This is a genomic window from Methylobacterium sp. WL18 (assembly GCF_008040015.1).
GTDB lineage: Bacteria > Pseudomonadota > Alphaproteobacteria > Rhizobiales > Beijerinckiaceae > Methylobacterium > Methylobacterium mesophilicum.
The window spans coordinates 1-7,390 of the sequence record NZ_VRVD01000216.1; the positions used below are offsets into that span (position 1 = coordinate 1).

A 7,390-nucleotide genomic window follows, 5' to 3' on the forward strand; every position below is an offset into this window, starting at 1 on the left:
GTGCCACGCCCCCGTCCCCGCGCCCGCCAGACGCGCGCCGGGCGCAACCCGCTGTGCTTGTTGCACAACGGCATTCCGTGTAGAGTGCGGCCACACCCGACATCACCCGTCGCTTAAGCTGAGGAGCCGCCCCGCATGGCGCGCGTCACCGTCGAAGACTGCATCGAGAAGGTCGAGAACCGGTTCGAGCTGGTGCTCCTGGCGAGCCACCGGGCGCGCCTCCTGGCCGCCGGCGCCCCGCTCACCATCGACCGCGACCGCGACAAGAACCCCGTCGTGGCCCTGCGCGAGATCGGCGACGAGACGATCACGGCCGACGACCTCAAGGAACAGCTGATCCACTCGATGCAGAAATACGTCGAGGTCGACGAGCCGGAGGCCGAGACCGTGCCGCTGCTGTCGAGCTCGCCGGCCGCCGCCGCCGTGGCCCCGCAATCCTCCAGCGACGATGGGGCGGTCCAGTTCGACCGCATGAGCGAGGAGGACCTGCTGCGCGGCCTCGAGAACCTCGCCCCGCCGGTCGAGACCGACGACGAGGGCGAGTGAGCCCGAGAATCGAGTAGGGGCGTGTAAGCCTCGGAAAGCGAGCCGCACCACGTGGGTCTGGATGATCACGACCTGACCGCGACCGGACCCGGCGGAGACGCCGGGTTCTTGCGTTCGGACGGCGAAACCGTCGCAACCGGCGCTTTTCCCCCGCCGGGGGCTGGCGCCGGCACGTCCGTTGCGGGAGAGTCGGCCGTGATCCCGACCCCGCGTGCCACCCAGGAACCGACGACGTCCCGGCGGATGATGCGCCAGTACGAACTCGTCGAGCGGGTGAAGCGCTACAACCCGGCCGCCGACGAGGCGCTGCTCAACCGCGCCTACGTGTACGCCATGCAGGCGCACGGCACGCAGAAGCGCGCGTCCGGCGACCCGTTCTTCGCGCATCCCCTCGAAGTCGCCGGGATCCTCACCGACCTCCACCTCGACGACGCCACCATCGTGGCCGCGGTCCTGCACGACACCGTGGAGGACACCGAGGCGACCCTGGAGGAGATCCGCCGGCTGTTCGGGCCGGAGATCGGCGCGCTGGTCGACGGGCTGACCAAGCTCAAGCGGCTCGACCTGGTCTCCAAGCAGGCCGCCCAGGGCGAGAACTTCCGCAAGCTGCTCCTGGCGGTCGCCGCGGACGTGCGCGTGCTGCTGGTCAAGCTCGCCGACCGCCTGCACAACATGCGCACCCTCCACCACATGCGGGAGGACAAGCGCCACCGCATCGCCCAGGAGACCCTGGACATCTACGCGCCGCTCGCCGGCCGGATGGGGATGCAGGAGCTGCGCGAGGAGCTGGAGGACCTGGCCTTCCGCAACATCGAGCCGGAGGTCTACGCCACCATCACGCAGCGGCTCGCCCGCCTCACCGCCAAGTCCGAGCGTGTGGTCGAGACCATCGCGCAGGTGCTGACCGAGAAGCTGTCGGCCCAGGGCATCACCGCCGAGGTCAGCGGCCGGCAGAAGCGGCCGTTCTCGATCTGGTCGAAGATGGAGCGCAAGTCGGTCGCCTTCGAGCAGCTCTCCGACATCTTCGGCTTCCGGGTGATCGTGGACACGGTCCAGGATTGCTACGCGGCGCTCGGGATCGTCCATACCAGCTGGCCGATGGTGCCGGGCCGGTACAAGGACTACATCTCGACCCCGAAGCAGAACGATTACCGGTCGATCCACACCACGGTGATCGGGCCCAAGAGCCAGCGCGTCGAGCTGCAGATCCGCAGCCGCGCCATGGACGACATCGCCGAATACGGCATCGCGGCGCACGCCCATTACAAGGAACTCGGCAAGGACGTGCCCAGGGAGCCGGGCAGCGTCCACCCGAAGCTGGCGGCCGAGAGCGGCGCCTACCAGTGGCTGCGCCGGACCATCGAGCTGCTGGCCGAGGGCGACAGCCCGGAGGAGTTCCTGGAGCACACCAAGCTGGAGCTGTTCCAGGACCAGGTGTTCTGCTTCACCCCGAAGGGCCGGCTGATCGCCCTGCCGCGGGGCGCGACGCCGATCGACTTCGCCTACGCGGTGCACACCGACGTCGGCAACTCGGCGGTGGGCGCCAAGATCAACGGCCGCATGGCGCCGCTGCTGCACGAACTCGCCAACGGCGACGAGGTCGAGATCAGCCGGTCGGACGGCGCCTCGCCGCCGGCCGCCTGGGAATCCCTGGTGGTGACCGGCAAGGCCCGGGCGGCGATCCGGCGGGCGACCCGGACGGCGGTGCGCCGGCAATATGCCGGGCTCGGCCGCCAGATCCTCGACCGGGCGTTCGAACGCGCGGCCAAGACCTTCTCGGAGGACAAGCTGCGCGGGGCGCTGCCGCGGCTGGCCCGCGCCACCACCGAGGACGTGTTCGCCGCCGTCGGGCGCGGCGAGATGTTTTCCGGCGACGTGGTCCGGGCGGTCTATCCCGACCACCGCGACGAGCGCCGGCCCTCCTCGCAGGGGGCGCTGAACGGGGCCGGCCGGCTCGTGCGCTCGGCCGACCAGACCATGCGGCTGACCTTCCCGGGTAGCGAAGGCCGCAGCGACGCCATCCCGATCCGGGGCCTGGCCGGCGACCTGCCGGTGACCTTCGCGCCGAACGGCGGCGCGGTCCCGGGCGACCGGATCGTCGGCATCCTGACCCCCGGGGTCGGCGTGACCGTCTACCCGATCCAGTCGGCGGCGCTCGCCGCCTTCGACAACGAGCCCGAGCGCTGGCTCGACGTCCGCTGGGACACCGAGGCCTCGGGCAGCGAGCGATTCCCGGCCCGCCTGGCGCTGAAGTCGATCAACGAGCCGGGGGTGTTCGCCCAGATCGCCCAGGTGATCGCCGACCACGACGGCAACATCGACAACATCTCGATGAAGCGCCGCACCCAGGACTTCACCGACATCACCATCGACCTGTCGGTCTGGGACCTCCAGCACCTCACGGCGATCATCGCGGAGCTGCGCGGCAAGCGACCGGTCAACAGCGTCGAACGGGTGAACGGCTGAGACCAGCCGACGCCCCGGCGCGGGGCAGATCTCAGGTTTTCCAGTCCAACCTCGGTAAAGGGCCGTCGTGGCGCGGGCGTATACGCCGGGATACGATGAACGCCTTCGCGCGCGCGCGCGATCGGCGCCGCAAGAGGCACATCCCCTGCGATTGACTTGACACAGCTGCGTTTCAACCGAATGGTTGGCCCGCCCGGGTGACGGTCGCCCGGAAGGGGACCGTGCTTACGCGTCCCGGATTTCAATCCGTCTCGGTATTCGATCGCGACGATGCGGCCCCGGGTTTTCAGCCCCGGACCTCGACCAGCCGTTTCAGCACACGATTTCCGACAACCCGTATTCTTCAGGATTCGACCCATCCATGGCAGCACCGCAGCGCAGCGCCCTCTTCATCGACGGCGCGAACCTCTACGCGACCACCAAGGCCCTCGGCTTCGATATCGACTACAAAAAACTGCTCAAGGAATTTCAGGCTCGCGACAACCTGCTGCGCGCGTTCTACTACACCGCGATGATCGAGGATCAGGAATATTCCTCGATCCGGCCGCTGATCGATTGGCTCGACTACAACGGCTACCGCGTCGTGACCAAGCCCGTGAAGGAGTTCACGGACTCGATGGGCCGCCGCAAGTACAAGGGCAACATGGATATCGAGCTGGCGATCGACGCCCTCGAACTCAGCCCGCATATCGACCACATGGTGCTGTTCTCCGGCGACGGCGACTTCCGCTCGCTGGTCGAGGCGATGCAGCGGCGCGGCGTCAAGGTGACGGTGATCTCCACCATCCAGACCCAGCCGGCGATGATCTCGGACGAGCTGCGCCGGCAGGCCGACGAGTTCGTGGATCTGGCGAGCCTGTCGAACCGCATCGGCCGGGAGCCGAGCGAGCGCCCGGTCCGGGCCCCCGGCGAGACCGCCAGCCGCTACCGCGGCGAAGCCCGCCCGAGCCCGGCCCTCGAGAACCGCTACGGCATCCGCCAGCCGGACGCCGAGGAAGGCTGATCTTCAGGCGCTGCCGCCGTCGAGCCAGTCGATCACCTGCCGGGCGCTGCGGTCGGGCGGGAACACCGGGTAGAACACCCGCGCGACCACGCCGTCGTCGATCACCAGGGTGAGGCGGCGCAGGAGCACCTGCCCGCCCGCCTCGAACACCGGCAGGCGCGCGGCCATCGCGAAGGCGCGGTACGGGTCGGCCAGCAGCGGGAACGGCAGCCGCAACCGCTCGGCGGCCTCGCGCTGGTCGGCACCGGTCTGGGTCGAAAGGCCGAAGACCTGCGCGACGCCGCGCTCTCTCAACGCGGCGTGGTGATCGCGGAAGTCGCAGGCCTGCGGGGTGCAGCCCCGGGCGCCGGGAATCGCGTCCCAGTCCGGCGTCAGGGCCGGCTTCCCCGGCGTGCCGGTGCGGGGATAGGCATAGGCCACCGTGCGGCCGGAGAGCTTCGCGAGCGAGACGGTCCGGCCGTCCGTGGCGGTCAGCGCCACGTCGGGCAGCTTCATCCTGCGCAGGTGATCGGCCGCGCCGTCATCCACGGGGGCGGGGAGGTCGGCGGGCAGGCTGTCGGGACGATCGGTCATGGGCGGCTCCTCTGCTGCCGCCAGAGTAGATCGCCGGCGGCCAAAGGCGAATCGCTCATCCCACGCGACGATTTCCGATACCAGCGACTGTGAACCGCTGGGATTGATTGATCCGCAATGCAAATGCATTACATTTCCTGGATGGGAATCGGGGTGCGTGCGATGGCGAAGGCAGCCGAGATTCTGGAGATTCCAGCCACGGTTACCGCACGGGGCCAGACGACCGTGCCTGCGGCGATTCGGCGGATGCTGGGACTGAAGAATGCGGGACCCATCGTGTTCCGAACCCTCGCCGACGGCACGATTACCGTCGCGAAAGGGGCGGATCCGCAGGCCGCGGAGGATCCTGCGCTCCGCCCGTTCCTCGCCCTGCTCGAGCGGGACATCGAGACACGCCCGCAGGCCATCGAGCCGGTCTCTCAGGATCTGTATGCGCGCGCAGCGGCCCTGGTCGATGGGATCGAGGTCGATCTCGATAGCGCGCTCCCGGATGATGAGGCGTGAGCGGCGCGCCGCTGGTCGTCAGCGGATGGGCGATCTATGCGCATCCGTTGTTTCTCGATCAGTTGGAGGACCTGATCTTGCAGGTCGAAGACGCGAAGGCGAAAGATCCCGACGGCTATCGGAAGACGCGCAGCGCGAAGCTGCTGGCCGCAGTCCTGAAGGTCGCTTTCGCGGTCATTCCCGAGGATCCGACCCGAACCGAGTACCGCCAGGGCGACACGCTTGGCGCCAGGCACAGGCACTGGTTCCGCGCGAAATTCCTCCAGCAATACCGGCTCTTCTTTCGCTACAGGGACGCGGATGGGCTCAGAGTGATCGTGCTGGCCTGGGTGAACGACGATCGGATGCTGCGGGCCTACGGAAGCCGATCGGATGCCTATGCGGTGTTCCGGAAGATGCTGCGCTCCGGCAAACCTCCCGACGACTGGAACACCCTGTTGTCGGAAGCGCGCGACGCGACGGCGCGGAGCCGCCGCGAACGCGTCCGCCCCCGAACCTGAAACGGCCGCCGTCCCGAAACCCTACCCCCGGTCCCGGAGCAGCCGCGCCCGGTCGCGCTGCCAGTCGCGCTCCTTGGAGGCCTCGCGCTTGTCGTGGGCCTGCTTGCCCTTGCCCAGCCCCAGCTCGATCTTCGCCCGGCCCTTGTCGTTGAAGTAGATCTTCAGCGGCACCACCGTGTAGCCCTGGCGCTGGGTCGCGCCGATCAGCTTGTTGATCTGGCGGCGGTGCAGCAGCAGCCGGCGCGGACGCTTGGGCTCGTGGTTGAAGCGGTTCGCCTCCAGGTATTCCGGGATGTAGCAGTTGAACAGCATCAGGTCGCCGCCGGAGGGGCCCGCATAGGCCTCGCCGATGGTCGCCTTGCCGCCGCGCAGGGACTTCACCTCGGTGCCGGTCAGGGCGATGCCGGCCTCGAGCGTGTCCTCGATCGTGTAGTGGAAGCGCGCCGCGCGGTTGTCGGCGACGACGCGCCGACTGGGCTCCGGTTTCGGGGCCATGTTTCGTGACTCTCCTCAGCCTTCCAGAAGGCCGGCGTGGCGCAGGGCGTCGTCCACGATGCGGCGCGTCGCCTCCGAGACCGGCACCAGCGGCAGGCGCAGGTCCTCGGTCATGTGGCCGAGCTTGGCCAGCGCGTACTTGGTCGGGCCCGGGTTGGCCTCGGCGAACAGCCCGCTCTGGAGCGGGAACAGCCGGTCCTGGAGCGCCAGCGCCTTGGCGTAGTCCCCCGCCAGCGAGGCGTCCTGCAACTCGGCGCAGAGGCGCGGCGCCACGTTGGCCACCACCGAGATGCAGCCGTGGCCGCCCTGGGCGTTGTAGCCGAGCGCCGTCGCATCTTCGCCCGAAAGCTGGAGGAAGTTCGCCCCCATGGCCTGACGCTGCTGGCTGACGCGGTCGATCTTGGCGGTCGCGTCCTTCACGCCGGCGATGTTCTTCAATTCGAACAGGCGGGTCATCGTCTCGACGCTCATGTCGACGACGGAGCGCGGCGGGATGTTGTAGATGATGATCGGAATGCCGACCGCGTCGTTGACGGCCTTGAAGTGGGCGTAGAGACCCTCTTGCGTCGGCTTGTTGTAGTAGGGCGTGACCACCAGGACGGCGTCGGCGCCGGCGCGCTCGGCGTGGCGCGCCCGGGCCACCGCCTCGGCGGTGGAGTTGGAGCCCGCGCCCGCTACCACGGGGACGCGCCCGCCGGCCTCGTCGATGCAGGACTCGACCACCCGGTCGTGCTCGGCATGGGTGAGGGTCGGGCTCTCGCCGGTGGTGCCGGTCGGCACGAGGCCGTGGCTGCCCTGCTCGATCTGCCAGCGCACGAAGTTCCGGAACGCGGCCTCGTCGAAGGCGCCGTCGCGGAACGGCGTCACAAGCGCGGTGAGCGAGCCCCGCAGGCGGCTCCCGGTCATCTCGGTCATCTCAGGCGTCCCAAAGAGGCTCAGCTGGGGTCTCGGCGGAATGGCGTGTCCCGGCGTTCTCGGGGCCGCGCGTCCGGCACGCCGTTCGGCGGCGGACGGGCAGACATAGAAGGTCGCGCCACGGTGCGCAAACAGATCGTGGCGAGGGTTTACGGGTTCTTAATGCCCCCGCGCCGATCTTCATTTCTTTCCACTCCGGTCGCGAGAAGGGGGGAAACGTGATCCGAGCCCAGTCGATCCGCGGTCCACTGATCCGAGCGCTGGCCTCGACGCGCACGCCGCTGGCGGCGGTCGCGCTGGTCACGACCCTTGGGGTCGTCACGACCCTCGGGGTCGCGCTGGCCGGCCAAGTCGGCCAGACCGGCACCGACGCGCCCGCCTCGCAGCC

The 7,390-nt window shown here is 69.1% G+C and carries 8 protein-coding genes; 5 read left to right on the forward strand and 3 right to left on the reverse strand.

From position 1 onward, the window contains the following. Positions 1-135 precede the first annotated feature (135 nt). The 3 genes from rpoZ to FV228_RS15900 all read left to right on the forward strand — a co-directional run bounded on the left by rpoZ (position 136) and on the right by FV228_RS15900 (position 4,015). Complete coding sequence (gene rpoZ, locus FV228_RS15890; protein WP_147855510.1) at positions 136-546, forward strand: DNA-directed RNA polymerase subunit omega; 411 nt, start codon at positions 136-138, stop codon at positions 544-546. 243 nt (positions 547-789) lie between these two features. Next, entirely contained in the window at positions 790-3,012 is a 2,223-nt protein-coding gene (locus FV228_RS15895) for a bifunctional (p)ppGpp synthetase/guanosine-3',5'-bis(diphosphate) 3'-pyrophosphohydrolase (RefSeq protein WP_147855516.1), read from the forward strand. Positions 3,013-3,373: 361 nt separating this feature from the next. Beyond that, positions 3,374-4,015 (forward strand): NYN domain-containing protein, encoded by a 642-nt coding sequence (locus tag FV228_RS15900; RefSeq protein WP_147855511.1) that lies wholly within the window; start codon positions 3,374-3,376, stop codon positions 4,013-4,015. A 3-nt stretch (positions 4,016-4,018) separates the two neighbouring features. Here the strand turns inward: FV228_RS15900 and FV228_RS15905 are convergent, their stop codons facing one another. Beyond that, positions 4,019-4,588, reverse strand: a complete 570-nt coding sequence (locus FV228_RS15905; protein WP_147855512.1) for a peroxiredoxin — start codon at positions 4,586-4,588, stop codon at positions 4,019-4,021. 162 nt (positions 4,589-4,750) lie between these two features. Here FV228_RS15905 and FV228_RS15910 point away from each other — a divergent pair, with 162 nt between their 5' ends. Further along, positions 4,751-5,092, forward strand: coding sequence for a type II toxin-antitoxin system PrlF family antitoxin (locus tag FV228_RS15910; protein WP_147855513.1), 342 nt, complete (start codon positions 4,751-4,753; stop codon positions 5,090-5,092). Further along, positions 5,089-5,592, forward strand: a complete 504-nt coding sequence (locus FV228_RS15915) for a type II toxin-antitoxin system YhaV family toxin (protein WP_147855514.1) — start codon at positions 5,089-5,091, stop codon at positions 5,590-5,592. The genes FV228_RS15910 and FV228_RS15915 overlap by 4 nt, the downstream gene beginning before the upstream one ends. 21 nt (positions 5,593-5,613) lie before the next feature. Here the strand turns inward: FV228_RS15915 and smpB are convergent, their stop codons facing one another. After that, positions 5,614-6,087: an SsrA-binding protein SmpB gene (gene smpB, locus FV228_RS15920; protein WP_092043114.1), complete on the reverse strand. Its 474-nt coding sequence runs from the start codon at positions 6,085-6,087 to the stop codon at positions 5,614-5,616. Between the two features lie 15 nt (positions 6,088-6,102). Then, a complete protein-coding gene (gene dapA, locus FV228_RS15925) occupies positions 6,103-7,002 on the reverse strand; it encodes a 4-hydroxy-tetrahydrodipicolinate synthase (protein WP_147855515.1) in 900 nt (299 codons plus the stop codon). Positions 7,003-7,390: the final 388 nt, after the last annotated feature.